Annotated in this window: 20 protein-coding genes; 19 read left to right on the forward strand and 1 reads right to left on the reverse strand. The window is 44.7% G+C overall.

Going from position 1 to position 21,543, the window contains the following annotated elements; translation table 11 throughout:
• Positions 1-14: 14 nt before the first annotated feature.
• From ABUA31_RS08025 to ABUA31_RS08045, 5 genes are all read left to right on the forward strand, one after another.
• The gene (locus tag ABUA31_RS08025; RefSeq protein ID WP_015533590.1) at positions 15-293 is read left to right on the forward strand and encodes a hypothetical protein; all 279 of its coding nucleotides are present in this window, start codon (positions 15-17) and stop codon (positions 291-293) included.
• Between the two features lie 173 nt (positions 294-466).
• Positions 467-754, forward strand: coding sequence for a hypothetical protein (locus tag ABUA31_RS08030; RefSeq protein ID WP_349818982.1), 288 nt, complete (start codon positions 467-469; stop codon positions 752-754).
• 70 nt (positions 755-824) lie between these two features.
• The gene (locus tag ABUA31_RS08035; RefSeq protein WP_055280429.1) at positions 825-2,267 is read left to right on the forward strand and encodes a DUF6034 family protein; all 1,443 of its coding nucleotides are present in this window, start codon (positions 825-827) and stop codon (positions 2,265-2,267) included.
• A gap of 116 nt (positions 2,268-2,383) precedes the next feature.
• Entirely contained in the window at positions 2,384-2,602 is a 219-nt protein-coding gene (locus tag ABUA31_RS08040; protein ID WP_118649791.1) for a hypothetical protein, read from the forward strand.
• Positions 2,603-2,614: 12 nt separating this feature from the next.
• Positions 2,615-2,830 carry a hypothetical protein gene (locus tag ABUA31_RS08045; protein WP_015533594.1) on the forward strand — a complete coding sequence of 72 codons (216 nt, stop codon included), beginning with the start codon at positions 2,615-2,617 and terminating at the stop codon, positions 2,828-2,830.
• A gap of 121 nt (positions 2,831-2,951) precedes the next feature.
• Here ABUA31_RS08045 and nrdD read toward each other — a convergent pair whose 3' ends face one another.
• On the reverse strand, positions 2,952-5,147 hold the full coding sequence (nrdD, locus tag ABUA31_RS08050) for an anaerobic ribonucleoside-triphosphate reductase (protein WP_055273236.1): 2,196 nt from the start codon (positions 5,145-5,147) through the stop codon (positions 2,952-2,954).
• 422 nt (positions 5,148-5,569) lie between these two features.
• Here nrdD and ABUA31_RS08055 point away from each other — a divergent pair, with 422 nt between their 5' ends.
• The 14 genes from ABUA31_RS08055 to ABUA31_RS08120 all read left to right on the forward strand — a co-directional run bounded on the left by ABUA31_RS08055 (position 5,570) and on the right by ABUA31_RS08120 (position 21,484).
• Positions 5,570-6,445, forward strand: coding sequence for a phosphoribosylaminoimidazolesuccinocarboxamide synthase (locus ABUA31_RS08055; RefSeq protein ID WP_015533595.1), 876 nt, complete (start codon positions 5,570-5,572; stop codon positions 6,443-6,445).
• A 309-nt stretch (positions 6,446-6,754) separates the two neighbouring features.
• Positions 6,755-8,746, forward strand: a complete 1,992-nt coding sequence (locus ABUA31_RS08060) for an NAD(+) synthase (protein WP_349818983.1) — start codon at positions 6,755-6,757, stop codon at positions 8,744-8,746.
• 116 nt (positions 8,747-8,862) lie between these two features.
• On the forward strand, positions 8,863-9,204 hold the full coding sequence (locus ABUA31_RS08065; RefSeq protein ID WP_015533597.1) for a phenylpyruvate tautomerase MIF-related protein: 342 nt from the start codon (positions 8,863-8,865) through the stop codon (positions 9,202-9,204).
• Complete coding sequence (locus ABUA31_RS08070) at positions 9,204-9,716, forward strand: phosphatase PAP2 family protein (RefSeq protein WP_349818984.1); 513 nt, start codon at positions 9,204-9,206, stop codon at positions 9,714-9,716. Before ABUA31_RS08065 ends, ABUA31_RS08070 begins: the two co-directional genes overlap by 1 nt.
• Positions 9,717-9,749: 33 nt before the next feature.
• The gene (locus tag ABUA31_RS08075) at positions 9,750-10,751 is read left to right on the forward strand and encodes a helix-turn-helix transcriptional regulator (protein ID WP_349818985.1); all 1,002 of its coding nucleotides are present in this window, start codon (positions 9,750-9,752) and stop codon (positions 10,749-10,751) included.
• 117 nt (positions 10,752-10,868) lie between these two features.
• Positions 10,869-12,389 (forward strand): hemoblobin-interacting domain-containing protein, encoded by a 1,521-nt coding sequence (locus ABUA31_RS08080; RefSeq protein ID WP_349818986.1) that lies wholly within the window; start codon positions 10,869-10,871, stop codon positions 12,387-12,389.
• A 314-nt stretch (positions 12,390-12,703) separates the two neighbouring features.
• Complete coding sequence (locus ABUA31_RS08085; protein ID WP_349818987.1) at positions 12,704-14,455, forward strand: ABC transporter ATP-binding protein; 1,752 nt, start codon at positions 12,704-12,706, stop codon at positions 14,453-14,455.
• A 60-nt stretch (positions 14,456-14,515) separates the two neighbouring features.
• Positions 14,516-16,432 (forward strand): ABC transporter ATP-binding protein, encoded by a 1,917-nt coding sequence (locus ABUA31_RS08090; protein WP_349819004.1) that lies wholly within the window; start codon positions 14,516-14,518, stop codon positions 16,430-16,432.
• A gap of 242 nt (positions 16,433-16,674) precedes the next feature.
• Positions 16,675-17,178, forward strand: a complete 504-nt coding sequence (locus tag ABUA31_RS08095; RefSeq protein WP_117550981.1) for a DUF2798 domain-containing protein — start codon at positions 16,675-16,677, stop codon at positions 17,176-17,178.
• A 305-nt stretch (positions 17,179-17,483) separates the two neighbouring features.
• On the forward strand, positions 17,484-19,616 hold the full coding sequence (locus tag ABUA31_RS08100; protein ID WP_119998060.1) for a TaqI-like C-terminal specificity domain-containing protein: 2,133 nt from the start codon (positions 17,484-17,486) through the stop codon (positions 19,614-19,616).
• Between the two features lie 39 nt (positions 19,617-19,655).
• A complete protein-coding gene (locus tag ABUA31_RS08105; protein ID WP_015533605.1) occupies positions 19,656-20,474 on the forward strand; it encodes a pyridoxamine kinase in 819 nt (272 codons plus the stop codon).
• Positions 20,471-20,749, forward strand: a complete 279-nt coding sequence (locus tag ABUA31_RS08110; protein ID WP_022216852.1) for a TIGR04076 family protein — start codon at positions 20,471-20,473, stop codon at positions 20,747-20,749. The genes ABUA31_RS08105 and ABUA31_RS08110 overlap by 4 nt, the downstream gene beginning before the upstream one ends.
• Positions 20,750-20,869: 120 nt before the next feature.
• Positions 20,870-21,289, forward strand: coding sequence for a hypothetical protein (locus ABUA31_RS08115; RefSeq protein ID WP_015533607.1), 420 nt, complete (start codon positions 20,870-20,872; stop codon positions 21,287-21,289).
• A 33-nt stretch (positions 21,290-21,322) separates the two neighbouring features.
• Positions 21,323-21,484: a hypothetical protein gene (locus ABUA31_RS08120; RefSeq protein WP_349818988.1), complete on the forward strand. Its 162-nt coding sequence runs from the start codon at positions 21,323-21,325 to the stop codon at positions 21,482-21,484.
• The last annotated feature ends 59 nt before the right edge of the window (positions 21,485-21,543 follow it).

Genomic DNA, 21,543 nt, shown 5'->3' on the forward strand with positions numbered 1-21,543 from the left:
GGAGATCGAGGGTTATGCTTGAGAAGTATGGAAAAAAGCTGTTTATATTGCTTGGATGTGATGTAGTATATTTTATATTGTGGGTTATACCGGCCATAAGGATACCTGCTTCATCTGCGATTTTTACCGGACTTGGGCTTATGACCATGACGGCACTCAGCTTTGTTGAGGTTGAGGATGATACATTTGACAGGGTGACAGGTGATGAGAAGTGGTTTAAGATAGCCTTTCTGGTGGGAGCGGCACTCACGCTTGTGGGAATCATACTCCTGCTGATGTTTTTCAAATTCTAAATATAATGTGGATTACAGATCCCTTCCGTATGATTAGGTACATCATACGGAAGGGATTTTTTCGTCTTAAGAATATCTTAAAGTTCCCGGCAATTGTTTCTTAATGTACACCCATTTTACAATACATTATGAGCAGAGACATTTCTGAAGTTTAATGTGAAGGGAGGCAGAAAATGTCAGGAAATTTGTGGCGGAAAACTGCGCTGGTCATGTCTGTACTTGCCGTATGTGGCATGTGTGGCTGTGAGAACAGGTCGAGCGGTGATGAGGACAGGACAGATTACATATATGGTGATTCCATTGAGGAGGATCATGGCGCATACGATAATATAGTGCAGCTTGTGTACATAAACGCAGTGGATGGAAGCTGTGTAGATATAATTGAGACTGCAAAATGTCTTGAGACATGGTACGGAACAGACCCGGAGACTGGGGCAGGAACAAAAACCATATCAAAATAAATGTGCTGATATGGTCAGATGAAATGTCTAATATATGAATATTTGCGAAATGACAAGGAGGAAGATAATCATGGGAAAGAGAGCGACAAGAATAGCGGCATGTGTGCTGGCAGGAGTGATGGCGATGCAGATGACAGGATGTGGAAATAAAAAGGTTGATTATACATTGGATGGAGAGTCGGGTTCGGCAAGTGGATACAGTGATGATGGCAGTAACGATGCGGGTGGCAGCCTTGCAAAGAGTCTGGGAATCCCGGAGAAGTGTGATGAGACATTTGATGTGGGCAATTCGGGCTTGTCAGAGATAAGCTGTTCCGGTTCGATAGATATTCCTGATACGGATTCCATGAAGAGGGTATATTACAGCACTATGAAGCTTGATGCTGCACAGATACAGAGCATTGTCGAGGGACTCCTGGACAAGTCCCAGGGCATATATATCCGCAAGGATGGAGTGCAGACCAAGGATGAGCTGAAGAGTATGATAGAGAGTACAGAGAAGTTTAAGAAGGAGGCTCAGGGGCAGGGGGATGATTCGTCGGATGCCTGGTATGATACCCAGATAGAGACATACAAGAAGCAGATGGCAGATGCACCGGATTCACTTCCTTTGCTGGAGAATTATGATGATCCGTATTCATCGTATACAGGCAAATATGGAGACAAGGAATATACGGTGAGTATATCACAGTATGGCGGTGAGGATGACAATACAGACGCAGGTGTGTATATATCATTTTACAAATCCGAGAGTGAGGAAAACAAGCTTTTGGATGGTGTGAGCGGCGCAACATACACCTATGTGACGGGCATCAGCAATGCCACAGACATAGATCTGACCAATGTCACAAATGAGAGCAAACTCACGGAGAACGATGCCATATCCCAAGCGATGAATTTCCTCTCAAAGATGGGGATAGACGGTATGGAGAGTACAAAGACAGAGCCGCTTGCCAGAATATGGTCGGATGACAATGGCGAGGTAAAGCAGACCAAGGTGAGTGGATACTCGGTAACGCTCAGCAGGTCTATATACGGAGCAAAGGAGAGAGAGGGCGAATTATATAACGTTGACAATCTCCAGACACAGAATGGCTATATGTTTGAGCCTGGTGACAGTGTAACATTAAATATTGATGATGATGGAGTTGTAGATATGTTTGCCCAGCTTTACACAGATCCTTCATCCCTGCAGGCGGAGGATGTGGAACTCATGAGCTGGAACGACATGATCGCAAAGGCAAATGAGGGCATTGCAACATATTATGAGAAATACCAGACCAGATATGGCAAGGTTCAGTTCAACAACGTGGCACTCAGATACATGGCGACAGCAGATGACGATGGAAAGCTCTGCTACATTCCTGCATGGATATTTACACAGAGCGAGGAGCTTCGGGGACAGGACACGGTAGGGGAGATATCCCAGATTATATGTATAAATGCAATTGACGGAAGCTGCATTGACATAGTGGATAATGCCAAGAAGATGAAGTTGTGGGAGACGTATTAAACGGATTATTACATCTAAATCTATCAAAAATTACATTTGCATTAATTATCACAAATTAGGGTATATAATATGTTTTGGTGTTAGCTTGTGTAATTTATGTGCAGATGATATTATGAATGATAGGAGAAGTTGTGAGATTTGTTTATAATACATTTATCTTGGATAGGGCAGAATATGCAAAAATCTGCAGAGAAATAAATACGAATTATAGTAAATACGAAGGAAAAACATACGCAGTACATATTTCGTATGGAATAGATAATAAACCATATTGGTATTATTTTGAGAATCATGGATATGATAACTATAATATATATATGAGAATAGAAATGTAAGGGGGCGTAGTTATGGAAGAATTAAGAAAACTGCTCAACAATATAGATGATTCTTATTTTGAGTTTGTCTCGGCTATGGAGCATTATGCTCAGAAGAATGCGGCAAGATTAGAAATGCTCACTGCTTATATCAAAAGAAATCCAGGCGTAAAATCCGCAGATGTTATAAAGTTTGTTTCGGATCAGCCGGATTTTGCAGATGATGCCGCTTACATGAGGGTATGCTAGATATTGTAGTTATAAGAAAGTAATAAAAATACAGACAGTCAATTGTTTTTTGAGGTCACTTCATTCACAATTGTGCTGTCTGTATTTTTATCTGAAAGTATCAGTTTTAAGCTGACTAATTCTACAGGTGAAGGACTCTGTCCTTGATCTCCTGTGTACGTCCCTGATTCCAGAACTGGGTTCCGATATAACCGCAGGTACGTCTTGCAACGAAGAGAGTGTTCTGGTCGCGGTTGCCGCAGTTAGGGCACTCCCACACCAACTTGCCATAATCGTCTGTCACGATCTTGATCTCGCCGTCATAGCCACATTTCTCACAGTAGTCGCTCTTGGTGTTGAGCTCTGCATAGAGAATGTTGTCGTATATGAACTTCATGACTTCAAGGACTGCGTCTATGTTATTCTGGAGATTTGGAACCTCAACATAGCTGATGGCGCCGCCCGGTGACAGCTTCTGGAATTCTGACTCAAACTTCAGCTTGCTGAAGGCGTCTATGTGCTCGGTTACATGTACGTGATAGCTGTTGGTTATGTAATTCTTGTCTGTTACGCCCGGGATGATGCCGAAACGCTTCTGCAGATTCTTGGCAAATTTATAAGTAGTGGACTCCATAGGTGTTCCGTATACGGAATAGCTGATATTTTCAGCAGCCTTCCACTCAGCACATTTGTCGTTGAGCTTCTGCATTACAGCAAGCGCAAATTTCTTGCCTTCCTCGGATGTATGTGTTTTGCCGATCATACGGACACACATTTCGCAGAGACCGGCATAGCCAAGGGAAATAGTTGAGTAGCCGCCGAAGAGCAGCTTGTCAATCTTCTCGCCTTTCTTAAGTCTTGCCAGCGCACCGTGCTGCCACAGTATAGGAGCGACATCTGATATGGTTCCGAGCAGTCTTTCATGTCTGCATCTGAGTGCCTTGTGACAAAGCTCAAGACGCTCGTCCAGGATCTTCCAGAATTTGTCCATGTCGCCGTATGATGAACATGCCACATCAACAAGATTGATGGTCACGACGCCCTGGTTAAAACGTCCGTAATATTTGCGGGATCCATCAGGATTCCTGATGCCGTCCTCCTTTGTAGGAAATGATCTGCAGCCCATGCATGGATATACGTCGCCGTCCTTCATCTCTCTCATGACTTTGGCGGAGATGTAGTCAGGAACCATACGTTTTGCGGTGCATTTGGCGGCAAGCTCAGTCAGATACCAGTATTTGGAATCTGTGGTGATGTTGTCCTCGTCCAGAACATATATGAGCTTAGGAAATGCCGGAGTGATCCAGATTCCCTTCTCGTTCTTAACTCCTTTGATCCTCTGATTCAGGACCTCCTCTATGATGAGAGCCAGGTCATCCCTTGTCTGTCCCTCAGGAACCTCATCCAGGTACATGAACATGGTGACAAATGGTGCCTGTCCGTTACATGTCATCAGGGTGATGAGCTGGTACTGTATAGTCTGTATTCCACTTTTGACCTCGTTCAGAAGTCTCTTCTCTGTTATCTTGTCGATAATGGCATCATCAAGGGATTCGCCACAGTCCTTGCGCTCCTCGATGACCTGTGCACGGAGCTTCTTCCTGCTAACATCCACAAATGGTGCCAGATGGGACAGGGTAAATGTCTGTCCGCCGTACTGGTTGCTGGCAACCTGTGCCACGATCTGCGTGGTGACGTTGCATGCCGTGAAGAAGCTGTGCGGCTTCTCGATCATGGTCTCACTTATCACTGTTCCGTTCTGCAACATATCCTCAAGGTTGATGAGGTCACAGTTGTGCTCCTTCTGAGCGTAGTAGTCAGAATCATGGAAATGTATGATTCCGGCCTCATGTGCCTCAACTATATCCTCAGGCAGAAGCATTCTCTTAGTCAGATCTTTGGATACCTCACCGGCCATGTAGTCACGCTGTGTCGAGTTGATCACCGGATTCTTGTTTGAGTTTTCCTGATTGACTTCCTCGTTCATATGGTCTATGAGCGCAAGGATTCCGTTGTCCGTGGTGTTGGACTTACGTGCGAGCTCTCTCTTGTAACGGTAACGCACATATTTCTGTGCAACCTCATATCCTCTCATCTCCATGATACCGGTCTCGACCATATCCTGAATGTCCTCCACGTGAACTGCATGGGACATTGATTCTATCTGTTTCTCCAGGTTATCCGCGATGGCGTGAACCTGATATTCGTTGAGCTGGTGGAGTTTGTCAACCTCATTGTTGGCAGCTTTGATGGCATTCTCGATCTTTGACAGGTCAAATGTCACCTCTTCTCCATTCCTTTTGATTACGTGTACGTGTGTTTTAGCTTCCTCTGGCACAGCAATAGCCTCCCTCTTCCAATTCAATGGTAAATTTAATCGTAATATTCCAATCATTCAAGTTAACTGAAATCAGGCCAATCAGGTCTGGTTCGACGTAATATAGTAGATGCGGCTGCCTGTGCCGCATGGAATTATTTATAAAGAAAAAATATGTAAACACAATATATTTGGTGGAGATAATGTGAAACACCCACTAGATATTGTGCTCTGTTATTATAGCCATCACAAATGATATTGTAAAGATGAAAAATGTGCTTTTACACAATAAAAATCCCGTGAGGCGCATAAACCTTGACAAATTTTGAGAAAAAATTTTTGAGGGCTTCCAAAGCCTTGACAAGCAACCATAAAAAGTGATACACACTTATATGGATACAATTTCTAACAGGTATTAATACAAATATCAAGGAGATAAAAAAATGCAGGAATTAAAGCCAATCAAAGAAGGTAAGGTACGTGAGATTTATGACAATGGAGACAGCCTGATCATGGTAGCTACAGACCGTATAAGCTGCTTCGATGTCATCCTCGACAATGTAATTTCCAAGAAGGGAACAGTTCTGACACAGATGTCAAAGTTCTGGTTTGACATGACACAGGACATTCTTCCTAATCACATGATCTCAGTTGATGTAAAAGATATGCCTGAGTTCTTCCAGCAGGAGAAGTTCGATGGCAACAGTATGATGTGCAGAAAGCTTGAGATGCTTCCAATCGAGTGTATCGTTCGTGGATACATCACAGGAAGCGGTTGGGCAAGCTACAAGGAGAATGGCACAGTATGTGGAATCAAGCTCCCAGAGGGATTAAAGGAGTCTGATAAGCTTCCTGAGCCTATCTACACACCATCAACAAAGGCCGAGATTGGCGATCACGATGAGAATATATCATATGAGCAGAGCATTGCTCACCTTGAGAAGTACTTCCCTGGCAAGGGCGAGGAGTACGCTTCAAAGCTCAAGGAGTACACCATCACACTTTACAAGAAGTGTGCAGAGTACGCACTTACAAGAGGAATCATCATTGCAGATACAAAGTTTGAGTTTGGTCTCGATGAGAATGGCAATATCGTTCTCGGCGATGAGATGCTTACACCTGACAGCTCAAGATTCTGGCCAGCAGATGTATATGAGCCAGGTCATGGTCAGCCATCATTTGACAAGCAGTTCGCACGTGACTGGCTGAAGGCTAATCCTGACAAGGGCTGGAAGCTTCCTGATGATGTCGCACAGAAGACCATCGACATCTACCTTGAGGGCTATGAGAAGCTCACAGGCAAGCCACTTGGAAAGTAATCAGTACATTATAATATATAGATGCAGTGTTGAGTGATGGCGGATAAACCGTATGTCACTGGATGTCTGCATGGCAGAAAAAAGACTCCCGGCGCAATGATATGTCCGGGAGCCTTTTTTTAAAGCATTTTCGCCAAAAGATAAAAACACAAAGTTATCTGACACCCGGCGGACAAGCCCTGAACTGGGAAATGACCGAAAATAGAGACTCATCAGGTTGTGAACTTCGTTGAAATAAATGTCTCCGGGTGGTAAAGTGTAAATGTTATGAAAAGGCAAAATCAAATGAGATTTTACAAGGAGGTAACAATGAAGAATATGCTGCGTGTGGCAGCCGTTACGCCGAAGGTTCACATCGGAAGTGTCAGCGGTAATGTAAGAGAGATAATGGATATATATGAAGAGTATAAGGATGCTGCGGATGTCATAGTGACGCCGGAGCTGTCCATCACGGGATATACCTGTGCGGATCTGTTTGAGAACAGAAAGCTCATAGATGGTGCGAGAAGAGGACTTCTTCAGCTTGCCATGGCTACATGTACTGGTCAGTCGGCACTGGTGGTCGGTCTGCCATTTGAGGTGGACGGTGAGCTGTTCAACTGTGCGGCGTTCCTGCAGGGCGGAAGAGTCATGGCCATCGTGCCGAAGACTTACCTTCCAAACTATGGCGAGTTCTACGAGAAGAGATGGTTCTCAGCCAGAAAGTATGATGCGGTGATGGTCAATCTCATGGATCCGGAAGATGATGGAGATGAGCTTGAATATAATGCCGGTTCAAAGAAAGCCGGAGGCAGGGTTGTTGGCAGTGAGGTGCTGTTTGGCAACAATGTGATGATAGAGATGGGCAGCGGAGACCAGAGAGTCAAGCTTGGCATAGAGATATGTGAGGATGCCTGGACTCCGGTTTCGCCGGGAAGACTTCTTGCCATGGCGGGAGCTGAGGTCATACTCAACCTTTCCGCGTCAAATGAGGTCATCGGAAAGGCTGCATACAGGCACAAGCTGATAGGAAGTGTGTCATCGGACTGCCTGTGCGGATATGTGTATGTGTCCGCTGGAATGTATGAGTCCACATCAGATCTGGTATTTTCAGGACACAATCTGATGTACGAGAACGGCAAGCTCCTCGGCGAGGTAAAGCCATTTGAGGACGGAGTACTGATAAGGGATATAAGTCTCACCAAGATCAGACATGACAGGATAGCAAACAAATCATTTGCCGACTGTAAGCGTGATTTCGCATTCAGAAAGTATGAGACGGTGGTGTGCGATACCCCACTCATGGACAAAGGGAATGTGCTCATGAAGGTGAAGATGACACCATTTGTCCCATCGGGAAATAAGCTTGAGAGGTGCATGGCGATATTTAAGATGCAGGTTGCCGGACTTCAGAGAAGGATAGAGGCGACCCACTGCAAATGTGTGGTCGTGGGAGTGTCAGGCGGACTTGATTCCACACTGGCTTTGCTGGTTTCAGCACAGGCGGTGAAGAATGCGGGACTTCCATCCACAACTGTCGTGGGAATCACCATGCCGGGATTTGGAACGACAAACAGGACGAAGAATAACTCCACGGAACTCATGAGACTGCTCGGCTGTGACAGCAGAGAGATAAGCATAGCTGCATCGGTGAGACAGCATTTTGCCGATATCGGACAGGATGAGAGCGTGCATGACATAACTTACGAGAACTGTCAGGCGAGGGAGAGAACGCAGATACTCATGGATGTCGCTAACAAGGAGGGCGGATTCGTGGTTGGAACCGGAGATCTCTCGGAGCTGGCACTTGGCTGGTGCACCTACAACGGCGACCATATGAGCATGTATGCGGTGAATACAAGTATACCAAAGACGCTGGTGCGCTCACTTGTGAACGAAGTCGGACACTTCATGGAGGTTGACGGATTTGCGGGCATCGCGCCGATCATAGACGATATTATAGACACACCGGTCAGCCCGGAGCTGTTGCCACCGAACCCTGACGGAACCATCGCGCAGAAGACGGAGGACACCGTGGGATCATACATCCTGCACGATTTCTTCTTATATTATACGCTGCGATATGGAATGTCACCTGAGGAGGTAAATGAGCTGTGCAAGGAGGCTGTAAGACAGAGTGACGAGTACAATTTCTCAGACAGCGAGATCGATAAATGGCAGAAGGTATTCTACACGAGATTCTTCCGCCAGCAGTTCAAGAGGAACTGTATGCCGGACGGTGTGAAGGTTGGAACCGTGTCGGTCAGCCCGAGAGGAGATCTGAGACTGCCGTCTGAGATAGAATTTGAGGATTTTTTGTAGACATTTGCCTGGGATAGTTATTAACGTGGCAGAATCATAATAGCATACAAAGACAAATGTCTACAAAAGTCGTGTATATATTTTATATGAATAATATAATTTAGGAGGACAAAGAAATGCCATTTATAGATTCAAAGGTTACAGTGAAGATGAGCGATGACCAGAAGGAGACTCTTAAGAGCAGTCTCGGTCAGGCGATAACAACGATGAACAAGACGGAGAGCTACCTTATGGTCGGCATCAACGATGGATACGACCTGTTCATGGGCGGAAAGAAACTTGATAAGGGTGCATATGTGGAAGTCAGCGTATTCGGTGATGTGACTCCTAAAGCGTGTGATGCCATGACAGGAAAGATCTGCGATATATTTGCAGATGTACTTGGAATCCCGGGAAATGCGGTGTACGTGACTTACCACGGCGTGCATGACTGGGGCTGGAACGGCGGTAACTTCTGATGTGGGAGATAGAAGTCCTTGACGCTCTCCAGAATATACATACCCCATGGCTTGACAAGATCATGGTGGCGATCACATCCCTTGGAAATGCGGGAATACTGTGGATAGTAATGGCGGCGGTGCTGCTGATCATTCCAAAGACGAGGAAGGCAGGGCTGTGCATGGCCATCGCACTTATCCTTGATCTTCTCATAACCAACTGCCTGTTAAAGAATCTGGTTGCCAGAACAAGACCGTATGATGTGGCGAATTTTACAGATCTGATAGTGAAGAAACCAAAGGATTATTCCTTCCCATCGGGACACACGGCGTCATCATTTGCAGCTGTCACGGCGTTGTTCATGAGCAGAAAGAAACTGCTGGGCGCAATATCCTGCGTGATAGCGATCCTTATAGCGTTCTCAAGAATGTATCTGTATGTGCATTTCCCGACAGATATCATTGGCGGAATAGTGGTAGGCGTGGCAGCTGGAGTGGCAGCAGGATTTATACTTAGAGCGATTGATAAATGATTTGGCGGATCGTTGGTTTGGAGGGATACTATTATGAGTGAATATACCATACTGCCGTTGATCAATGCAGCATTTCAGCCGGGTGAAGCGAAAAAGATGGTAGACAGTTTTGAAGACAGGGATTTTCAGGAGATAGCACGTGCTGAATACTATTATTTTACCGGGCAGGCGGAGGAGTGCAATCATATAGCAGAACGTTATCTGATGAGCCATAATATAAAATTGAAGATGTCATCCTGCCTGTTATATGTATATTCTAATCTGACACTTGGCAGAGAAGCTGCATCAAGAAAAGGACTGAGGGAGATTCAGGAATGTCTTGAAAAAGAGACGAAAAATCCTTCATCCGCTGAGGACAGGGCTGTCAGTGTATTTGCGGGATATATGTCCTCTGTGCTTTTGCATCTTTCGGTGGATGAACTTCCGGATGTGGAGCTTTATGCAGTAACATTGCCGCCTGGAATTAAGCTGTTTTCTGCCTATGTAATAGCTCACATGGCATATTTAAAAGGCGAGTATGGCAGAGCACTTGGAATTTGCGAGGCAGCATTGATGTTCAGGGATGATATATATCCTATTAGTATGATCTATCTGTATTGTATGATTGCAATGTGTCAGATGAATCTGAAAAATCAGCAGAAAGCAAAAGATGCATTGATGCTGGCGTGGAACGTGGCGAAAGAAGACGAATTTCTGGAACCTTTCGTTGAACATCATGGTTTGCTGCAGGGACTTCTGGAGTCATGTATCCGCAAGGAGGATTCAAAACTATATAACAAATTATCTGATAAAGTCATTGCCTTTAGCAGGGGATGGATGTCAATCCACAATCCTATGTCAGGAAATTCAGTGACGGATGCATTATCCACAGTGGAATTCTCGATTGCAATGCTGGCAAGCCGAGATTGGAATAATCAGGAAATTGCAGATTATATGGGATTTTTACCCAATACGGTTAAAACTTATCTGAGCAGGATTTATGAAAAAATGAATATAAATAAGAGGGATGAGCTGAAAAATTATATGCTGAAATAGGAAAATATACATTTTCGTATCGAAACGGAGATTACATGGAAGAAGTCAAAATGATAAAATCTTTATATACAGAAATCACTAACCAAACTCAGATTTATTTTTAAGGGAGGGAACTATATGAAGAGAAGAATTTTGACCACCCTGCTCACTATGTGCATGGTGCTGATGCTGCTGCGGATACCGGCATATGCGGGCAGAGCCTATTGCGACATCTGTGGTAAATGGGTAAGTACAACCGGAACTTATGAATACAAAGACGCTGGATATCATTGGCATCACGTTTATTGCACAGAATGTGGCACTAATATCACCAATCCACGTTCTGCGCATGTGTGGAGCGGAACGGCAACCTGCACAAGCGGACAGACATGCACGATCTGCGGAGGAACATCCACCCCTCTCGGACATGATTGGAACTCAAACTGGATTTCGGATGAAAACAATCATTGGCATGAGTGTAATGTCTGCGCAGAAAAGGGCGATGTTGGAATACATATTTGGGATAATGGCACTATAACTATTTCTCCAACCTGCACAACAGAGGGGGAGAGAAAGTATACTTGCATTGGATGCGGCAGAATAAAAACAGAGACGATCCAAGCTACGGGTCACGACCTCGTACATCACGATGCACAGGCGGCGACTTGTACCGCAAACGGTTGGGAAACTTACGATACCTGCAGTAACTGTGATTACACCACCTATACGGAGATTCCGGCAGTAGGTCATAGTTATGGAGATGTAACATACACATGGAGCACAGACAATCAACACTGTACAGCAGAAAGAAAATGTACAGCATGTGATGGCGTAGAAAGTGAGACAGCAGATACAACAGCAACAGTAATACAGGAAAAGAACTGCGTATTGCCAGAATTAACTACATACAGTGTGACATTTGAAAATTCTGCTTTTGAATCTCAAACAAAGGAAAATGTACGGACAGCAGAAAACGCCGGTCACGATATGGAAAAAGTAGAAAAGCAAGCTGCTACTGCTGCAAAAGAAGGAAACAGCACATATTGGTTCTGTGATAAATGTAATAAGTATTTTAGTGATGAAGAAGCAGAAAATGAAATTAAAAAGGAAGACACAGTGCTTGCGAAACTTGCCCCTGTTATTATCAAGGGAGACGGAGCGACAGTAACAGCAGGTGCGAAGAATGCACTATCATTCACATCTGATGCTGCATACAGGGATTTTATTCGTGTTGAGGTTGACGGAAAGACCATAGATGAGAGTAATTATACGGTGGAATCTGGAAGTATAATCGTAACATTGAAAGAGGATTATGTTGCCGGTTTTTCGAAGGGTGAGCATACACTTGGCATTGTCTCTGAGAGCGGAACAGCGACAGCTCATTTTACAGTAAACGAGAAGACAACGGGGACACAGGAGCCTTCGGAAGACACAACCGGTACAACACAGGAGCCTTCGGAAGACACAACCAGTACAACACAGGAGCCTTCGAAAGATACAACCAATAAAACACAGGAGACAAGTACAACGGATAAAACAACACAATCATCTCCAAAAACTGGTGACAGTACAGACTTGCAGTTGTATGTGATTCTTATGTTTGTTTCAATAGTGGGGGTTGCAGGAATTTGTGTTAAGAAAAGGTTCAAGACCCATTGATGGCTTTGAATGAAATGGTTGTTAGAGCGGAAATTACATATTAGATCTCTATAAAATGAGGCATATGGACTAAGAAGATGTTCATATGCCTCATTTTTAATATGTCTTTAAATACTTTGAATACACAGAAATTTCACAGATGAAACACCTCTGCATACTATTGACATTAAAAAATATAAGTATTAATATTTATGCAACTTGCGTCAAATCATACATAGCTGACGATCAGATATCGCATATCATAAATCAAGTTCCTGATTTTGTACATCTGAGGATTCTGTCAGCATTTCAAACCGAAACAAGGAGGAAATAGAATGATCAAAACATTGCTTGGTCAGGTGGGCGAGTACAAGAAGGATTCGATACTCACACCTGTATTTACGGCGGCAGAGGTCTTCATGGAGATACTCATTCCATTTGTGACCGCCAAGATAATCGATGAGGGAATCAACGGACAGGACATGAGCAAGGTGTATATGTATGGCGGACTCATGCTTGTACTGGCTTTCCTAAGCCTTTTCTTTGGAGTGATGGCGGGCAAATTCGCTGCCAGCGCATCAACAGGATTTGCATGCAATCTGAGGGAGGGCATGTACAGGAATGTTCAGGAGTTTTCATTTACCAACATTGACAAGTTCAGCACCGCCAGTCTTATAACACGAATGACAACTGATGTGACAAATGTACAGAATGCATATCAGATGCTCATACGAATAGCGGTAAGGGCACCGCTTATGCTCATATGCAGCATGATAATGTGTTTCACCATCAACGTGGAACTGTCATTCATATTTGTGGCGGCACTTGTGGTTCTTGGATTTGGCCTGTTCTTCATCATATTCAAGGTGACACCTATATTTGACGAGGTGTTCAGAAACTATGATAACCTGAATGCCAGTGTTCAGGAAAATGTATCAGCGATAAGAGTTGTAAAGGCATTTGTCAGGGAAGAATATGAGGATAAGAAGTTTGGGAAGGCAGCAGAGGTGCTTGCGGAGCTGTCCATAAAGGCAGAGAGCCTGCTGGCTTTCAACAATCCTATAATGATGTTTGTCATTTTTACATGTATGATGCTCCTTTCATGGATCGGAGCGCATTTTATAGTTGGTGGAAGTATGACCACAGGTAATCTCACATCACTTTTCAGTTATGTCATGAGCATGATGATGTCGCTGATGATGCTGTCCATGGTATTTGTCATGATCTCCATGAGCATGGCGAGTATGAGACGTATATCTGAGGTACTTGAGGAGACTTCAACCATGACAAATCCTGATGAGCCGATCATGGAGGTCCATGACGGAAGAATAGATTTTAACCATGTTGATTTTGTATATAAGGCAGGAAGTGCAGAGGACACGCTGAAGGATATCGACATTCACATAAAGTCTGGAGAGACAGTTGGTGTGATAGGTGGAACCGGCTGCGGTAAGTCGACATTTGTCAATCTGATAAGCAGACTTTACGATGTGAAACCGGACGGTGGTTCGGTCTGTGTTGGAGGACATGACGTGCGTGATTACGATATGGAGGTCATCCGAAATGAAGTGGCGGTTGTGCTCCAGAAGAATGTGCTGTTTTCGGGTACGATACTTGATAACCTGAGATGGGGCAAGGCGGATGCCACGGAGAATGAGTGCCGTGAGGTGTGCGAGCTTGCCTGTGCGGATGAGTTCATAGACAGGATGCCGGATGGATACAACACCTGGATCGAGCAGGGCGGAAGCAACGTGTCTGGTGGTCAGAAGCAGAGACTCTGTATTGCCAGAGCGCTGCTCAAGAGCCCGAAGGTACTCATTCTCGATGATTCCACAAGCGCAGTTGACACCGCTACGGATGCGAAGATCAGGCAGGCATTTGCAACCAAGATACCGAACACCACCAAGATCATCATATCCCAGAGAATATCAAGTGTGCAGGATGCTGACAGGATCATAGTTCTGGATAACGGAATGGTCAGCGGCTTCGACACACATGAGAATCTGTTAAAGAACAACACGATATATAAGGAGATCTACGACGTACAGATGTCTGGCGGCGGTGATTTCGATGAGAAGATGAATTAATTATGGAGGAAAGGAGGCAGTGTAATGACAGGAAATACAGAGAAATACAGTGAAAATAAGATGGATGATAAAGTGGATGCAGGGCTGAAGAGACCTGGAAAGGATCAGGGCAAAAATCCCATGAAGGCACTTGGAAGATTGTTCAGATATGTCCTCAAGGAATACAAGCTGGCATGCGTTACAGTTGTGGTCAGCATACTTATATCAGCACTTGCAATACTGAGTATATCGATGTTCATGCAGAAACTTATCGATGTATATATTGAACCGATGATGAAACAGAGCTCACCTGATTATGGTCCCCTGGCCCACAGGATGCTGGGGCTTGGACTTATACTTGTGCTGGGAATCATCTGCGCATACGCATACAACAGGATCATGGTAAATGTGACTCAGGGAACCATGAAGAGACTCAGAGTTGAACTTTTTGAACGTATGGAATCCCTTCCGATATCTTTCTTTGACACACATGCACACGGAGATATCATGTCGGTGTACACCAATGATGTTGACACACTCCGTCAGGTCATAAGCCAGAGTATGCCGCAGCTTATCAACTCAAGCATCACATTTATCTCAACACTCATTGCTATGATAGTCCTTGATATACCGCTCACGGTTCTGTCGGTCGTCATGGTGCTTATCATGATAAAGGCGACGTCGAGCTTGGGCGCGAAGTCGGGAAGATACTTCATGAAGCAGCAGCAGGATCTTGGTAAGGTAAATGGCTATATAGAGGAAATGATGAGCGGCCAGAAGGTTGTCAAGGTGTTCTGCCACGAAGAAAAGGCATATGACGATTTCTGCAAATTGAATAGATCTCTTCAGGACAGCGCCTACAAGGCAAATATGATAGCCAACATTACCATGCCGGTGAATGCGAACCTTGGAAACATAAGCTATGTTCTCTGCGCTGTACTTGGAGGTGTACTTGCAGTAAATGGATGGTCAGGTCTTACCATAGGAACGCTTGTGGCATTCCTGACGCTTAACAAGAGTTTTACGATGCCGGTTACACAGATAAGCCAGCAGATCAACGCCATAGTCATGGCTGCAGCTGGAGCCGACAGGGTATTTACCATGACGGATGAGAAGCCAGAGGAGGACGAGGGCTATGTTGAGCTGGTAAATGCAAAGAAGGATGCAGATGGCAATCTCACGGAGACCGAGGAGAGAACCGGACTCTGGGCATGGAGACATAGGCATGAGACTGGCGAGGTCACATACAGGGAGCTCACAGGCGAGGTTGAATTTGAGAATGTGGACTTCGGTTACAATCCGGATAAGATAGTTCTGCACGACATAAATATGTATGCAAAGCCTGGTCAGAAGATAGCATTTGTCGGAAGTACAGGTGCGGGCAAGACGACCATAACCAATCTGATAAACAGGTTTTATGATATACAGGACGGCAAGATAAGGTACGACAATATCAACATAGGCAAGATCAGGAAGCCGGATCTCAGACGAAGTCTTGGTATAGTTCTTCAGGATACACATCTGTTCACAGGAACAGTCATGGATAACATAAGATACGGCAAGCTAGATGCCACGGATGAGGAGTGTATCAAGGCTGCAAAGCTTGCAAATGCCCACGACTTCATAAAGCGTCTCCCGGACGGTTATAACACAATCCTTACTGGCGATGGTTCAAACCTCAGTCAAGGACAGAGACAGCTTCTTGCGATTGCAAGGGCAGCGGTTGCGGATCCACCGGCATTGATCCTTGATGAGGCTACATCATCCATCGATACGAGAACTGAGGCCATGGTATCAAGGGGAATGGATGCCCTCATGGAGGGAAGAACGTCATTTGTCATAGCGCACAGACTTTCCACGGTCAAGGATGCAGACTGCATCATGGTCATGGAGCAGGGACGTATCATAGAGAGAGGCACCCACGACCAGCTCATAGATACGAAGGGCAGATATTATCAGCTGTACACTGGCAAGAAGGCCGTGGCTGGGCAGGCGTAAGCACTTGAATTGTATATAAAAAACTGAAAATTACTTGCAATATAAAAGTTTATGTGCTATTATAGGGGCAATTAATGGTAGTCGCAGTTAAGCTCAACGAGATGAAAGTTTCGTTGGGCTTTTTATTTTCATAAGGAGGGGCCCGCGTAAGCGGGAGGAATCCTTGAGAAGCACGCATGCGCCTGCGCGAAGCGCCTTTGAATGCGCATGCTCAATATTATTTTCGTAAGGAGGAAATTATTATGCCACAAAACAAATTACAGGAATTCGTATTCACAACGATCATGGCCATGTTCATGGTCTATGGAATGATCTGCTACAATGTAGCATTAAGCACAGGAGGTTTCACCAATCAGACATTTGTCATGGCACTTCATGAGATGCCGATCATGTGGCCGATAGCTATTGTGCTTGAGCTTTTCGTGGTTGGAAAGCTTGCACCAATGCTTGCGTTCAAGATCGTGAGACCGACTGACAGACCACAGGTGATAACCTTCATGATATCATTCTACATCTGCATAATGATGTGTCCAATCATGAGTCTTATAGCAACTGTTTTGTTCAAGGATTCACCAAGTGTTGGTACATTTATCCAGACATGGGGAATGAATCTCCCTGTTGCACTGCTCTGGCAGCTCTGCTATTGCGGACCACTTGTGAGATTGATATTTAGAACTATATTTAAGAGACAGCTTGCGGGTTCTGGCTGTGTAGAGCCATCCAAAGAACCTCAGCCAGAGTCATAATTCTCCGTTTTGGAGAGTTTTGCCTAAAGTATAGACAAAGGCTGGGCGAGGTGTTACAATCCGTTCAAAGCATAGGTTTCAAGTCGAAGGTTTCTATGAGTCCGAACGTAAGAAACGGACCATTCCAACGTATCTATAATTTGCGAATTTCTCATGCTTTTATATCACATTTTTCATAAGAGCAGGAATAATATTCTGGCTGATTTTTTGAAGAAGAATAAGGCGGAGATTTTGCGTATGAATATATTTGAATATGATCAGGAAAAGCATATGAGGCAGACATATGAAGAAACGAGGGGCTGTGTATGAGTGAGGAATACATAACGCTGGATGGATTGTGTCAGCAGCTTTCAATATCGAGGGCAACGGGGCGGAACTGGCTCAGACTTGGGAAAATTGAATCACAGGGCATAGATCCGGCCGGTCAGATGTATTTCACAGAGGAGTACGTAAGTAATCTGAAACAGTCACTGGAAACTGGCGAACGAAGGTCGCTCAGAAGCCGGCGGAATAAGCGGTATGTGTCCGGCAAAGGATTGTATGACAGATATGTGTCAGACATTTGCGAGAGTACAGACACAGTAAAAAGTCTGGTGGATAAGCTGGAGAGGCAGAATATATGTGTGACTGAGATGGTCATGAGAACTCTGCTGGCGGATTGTGCACTCAAGCTGCTGGTAAGCAGTGGTGAGATTACTGTTGACAGAGAAATATTCCCTGCATATATAGATGGAAGCTTGACAATTGGTGTATGGAGTGCGCTGATCGATGATATAATTCAGGACAAAAAAGCAGCATTATCATGGGCAAATAATAACAAAAATCTTATGGACACCAATTACTATTATCAAAAGGGGGAGGACGTACTTGGACTTCTCTATATGTCTATAAGAGATGCAGGCAGCCGGAAGGCGGCTGGTTCATATTATACGCCGACAAAGGTAGTAAGAACGCTGATAAGTGATGTGACCGGTGATATGGGAAGCAGAATATCTGAGGGCGGTAAGCGATTATTCGATCCATGTTGCGGAACCGGTAATTTCCTTATACAGCTTCCGGATGATATAGAACTAAATAATATATATGCGTGCGATATAGATGAACTCAGTGTACAGCTTGCGAGGTTCAATCTGGCACTTGGGAGATTGTCCGGAAGAAGACATGTCAATGTGGACGAAGCGATCCGGACAATATATGAGCACATAGAGCGCAGAGACTTCATTTCAGAATACAGGAATGATTCAGAATGTGGTGGGGATGATAAGAAGCTCTTGGCTGATCCGGGATATGACATCATCATCGGTAACCCGCCGTGGGGATATACATTTGACAGGGAGACACGGACATTACTCAGGAAAGCATACAGAACTGCAGCCGGAAGGGGCGTGGAGTCGTCTGATGTGTTCGTGGAGTGTGCGCTGAAGCTGTTGACAGATGAAGGAGTTCTTGCATTTGTGCTGCCGGAGGCATTGTTAGATGTACATAATCATAAGACGATCAGGGAGATCATAGCCGAATCGGCAAATGTGAGCCGGGTGAGTTTCCTTGGCGATGCATTCTATGGTGTGCAATGTCCATCGTTGGTGCTGCAGCTTGAAAAGAGTTTTGATCCTGGACATAGCAAAGGTGCGGTGATCGAGAGAGACGGCAGAGAGTTTGTTGTAGGAACGGACAGGCCGCTTGGCAGTGAGAATTTTATGCTTAGGCTCACTGATGATGAGTACAGGCTGCTTTGCAGAATAGAAAATACAGATAACTGTGAATTTCTGCGTGGACAGGCAGATTTTGCACTGGGAATAGTGACCGGGGATAATGCAAAATATGTGTCCACAGAATGCGGAGAGGGAATGGAGGCAGTGATAACCGGAGCAGATGTATACAGATACAGATGCGGAAAAACGGAAAAATATATGTATCCGGAACTTACCCTGTATCAGCAGGCGGCGCCGCTGGAGCTTTACCGGGCTCCGGAGAAACTGATCTACAGGTTTATCAACAGACAGCTTGTATTTGCATATGACGACAGGCAGAGGCTTACGTTGAACAGTTGCAATGTGGTCATTCCACATATACCGGGACTTGATATGAGATATATCATGGCGATACTCAATTCAAGGGTGGCGCAGTACATATATGAGAAGCGGTACAACGCAGTGAAGGTTCTGAGATCCCATATAGAGAATATTCCTGTTCCAGTCGCAGACGAGGAGACACAGAGACGCATAATCTCAAAGGCAGAAGAGCTTATGGCAGAAGAACTTATCACAGAAAGTTCTGTGAATTCAGAAATGCAGACGTACAAGACAGGTAAAGACCATTTGCAGCGATACAGATTGTATGAAGAGATAGATGACATTGTTAGGAAGCTGTACTCAGTTACCGATGAAGAGTACGAGTTCATAAAGCAGTCTTTATCCGGTGACAAATATATGTTATAAAAATAATATACTTTAATTGATCAGGAAGAGGAAGAGACTATGAATAATATACTGCTTATAAACGATATGGCTGGTTATGGCAAGGTTGCACTGTCAGCGATGATACCGATAATGTCCAACATGAAATTCCAAGTGTACAACCTTCCGACGGCACTCGTGTCAAATACACTGGACTACGGGAAGTTCGATATACTTGAGACGACCGGATATATGAAGAACAGCATGAGAGTGTGGGGTGAGCTTGGATTTACATTTGACACCATAGCAACCGGATTTCTTGTATCGGAGGAACAGACCAGGCTTGTGGCTGAGTTCTGTGAGAAGAAGAAAGACCAGGGTGCGTTTATATTTGTCGATCCGATCATGGGCGATGACGGAATCCTGTACAACGGTGTTACGGAGAATACGGTTGGCTATATGAGACAGATGTGCAAAGTGGCGGATCTCATAGTGCCAAACTGCACAGAAGCAGCATTTCTTGCCAGCAAATACACTGACAAGAGGATACTGACCATGGCGGAGGCCGAAGATCTGGCACATACGCTTCACGGATATGGAGCAAAGACCGTAGTTATTACCAGCGTGAATATAGATGGACAGACAAGCACTCTCCTGTTGGATGGCGAGACAGACAAAATGAACGTGTTCCCATATACAGAGATTCCTGTGAGATTTCCGGGAACCGGTGATATATTCTCTGCTGTGCTTATCGGAAAGTACAGAGGCGGACACAGCATAGAAGACAGTGTGCAGTCAGCCATGAAAGTGGTGGAGAAGCTTATAGCCTTGAACAAGGACAATGTTGACAAGTACAAGGGAATCCCTCTTGAACAGTACATAGAGGTGATAACGGAATGAGCAGACCGCAGATCAAGATAACACTCATAGACCGCAAAGGCCCTCACGGCTGCCACAGGGGGCATAAGATAGGTGACAGCTACGATTTTGATACTGAGCGAGGGCAGCTCTGTCCCATGGCCATGCATGTGGCATTTCCATATGTGGATATTCTTAGATATGGTGGAACCATCCCGGGAAATGAGCCGGGAACTGCAGTGTTCTGTTGTCCTGATGTGGACACGATCAATGTGTTCAGGATAGAGGTTGTCCAGCCTGAGCAGGATAAGAATTGACAAATAAACGGCAAAGAGACAGCTAAAGAAGCGGTGTATCGGAAGAAAAAAACTCCCTTATATAATATAATACATGGTAAGTAAGACAGATGTATTTATCAAGTATGGGAGGTGGCACATATGGCAGGATGCAGAGCGCATTACAATATATATGCATGGATAATTGCTGTGGTTATGTGCGTCTCATATCTTGGAGTTTGTGGGCTTTACAACCCGAATGTCAGGAATTATTCTGCGCATTCGGTATCATTGCTTGGTGAGAGTCGGGGAATAGACGCCGGGAACAACGATGTGCTCATGGTTGACAGTTCTGCGGGGCTTGTGATCCAGACAAGAAACATACGGACTGGAAATTCAGAAGAATCCATAGACGATACATGGATGCTGTCGGCGGTTCTTGCGGCATTGCTGTTGAGTCTGATATTCTGTGTATGTGCATCTGCAGGCAGATATCCCGAGATGACAAACAGCCGCAGATGGATACTTCTGGAATATATACACAGGTCAGACGGGAAAAAGCGCGCCTTCATTGGAATTTAAATAAATAAGATTACCAGTGAAGGAGAGATAATTATGGCAATGGATATATTGGCTTATACATTTGGGGTTATAGCACTTGTAGCAGCAATCAAATGCTTTGTGGACGAAAACTGGGGTGAGAAGATGCACCATGAATCAGAGGATATCACGGCTCCAGATGCAAAGGATATGATTCAGGATAATAAAGCGGCTTAGATAATAAGCAGTTTAACCAGACAACAAAATAGAGAGAAATTAATGATCCCACAGATATT

Origin of the sequence: Coprococcus sp. RTP31081st1_H1_RTP31081_211007 (genome assembly GCF_040227275.1) — a bacterium.
Classification (GTDB): domain Bacteria; phylum Bacillota; class Clostridia; order Lachnospirales; family Lachnospiraceae; genus Coprococcus; species Coprococcus aceti.